The organism is Hungatella sp. SL.1.14 (assembly GCF_024460495.1).
Taxonomy (GTDB): Bacteria; Bacillota; Clostridia; order Lachnospirales; family Lachnospiraceae; genus Hungatella; species Hungatella hathewayi.
In genome coordinates, this window is record NZ_JANFYJ010000586.1 from 1 (window position 1) to 255 (window position 255).

At 47.8% G+C, this 255-nt stretch carries 1 protein-coding gene; it reads left to right on the forward strand.

The genetic code is table 11. From position 1 onward, the window contains the following. The coding region (locus NE473_RS32415; protein WP_256265749.1) for an InlB B-repeat-containing protein at positions 1-255 on the forward strand (255 nt) is incomplete at both ends.

A 255-nucleotide genomic window follows, 5' to 3' on the forward strand; every position in this document is an offset into this window, starting at 1 on the left:
GGCAGCAAATGAAAAAGTAACGCTGACGTATGATAAAGCGGCAGAAGATGCAGCGGCAGTCATGCCGAATACCGAAGAAACGGTACTGAGTGGCCAGAGTCTTAAAGATGCAGGAAAAGGACTTGGAGTCACAAGCCGTCCAGGTTATACGTTTGCAGGCTGGTATACAGAAGCAACCGGTGGAAGACGATTCACCCAGGAAGATAAGATCACGGAAAGCATGACCGTTTATGCGAGATGGACTGCAAATAATGA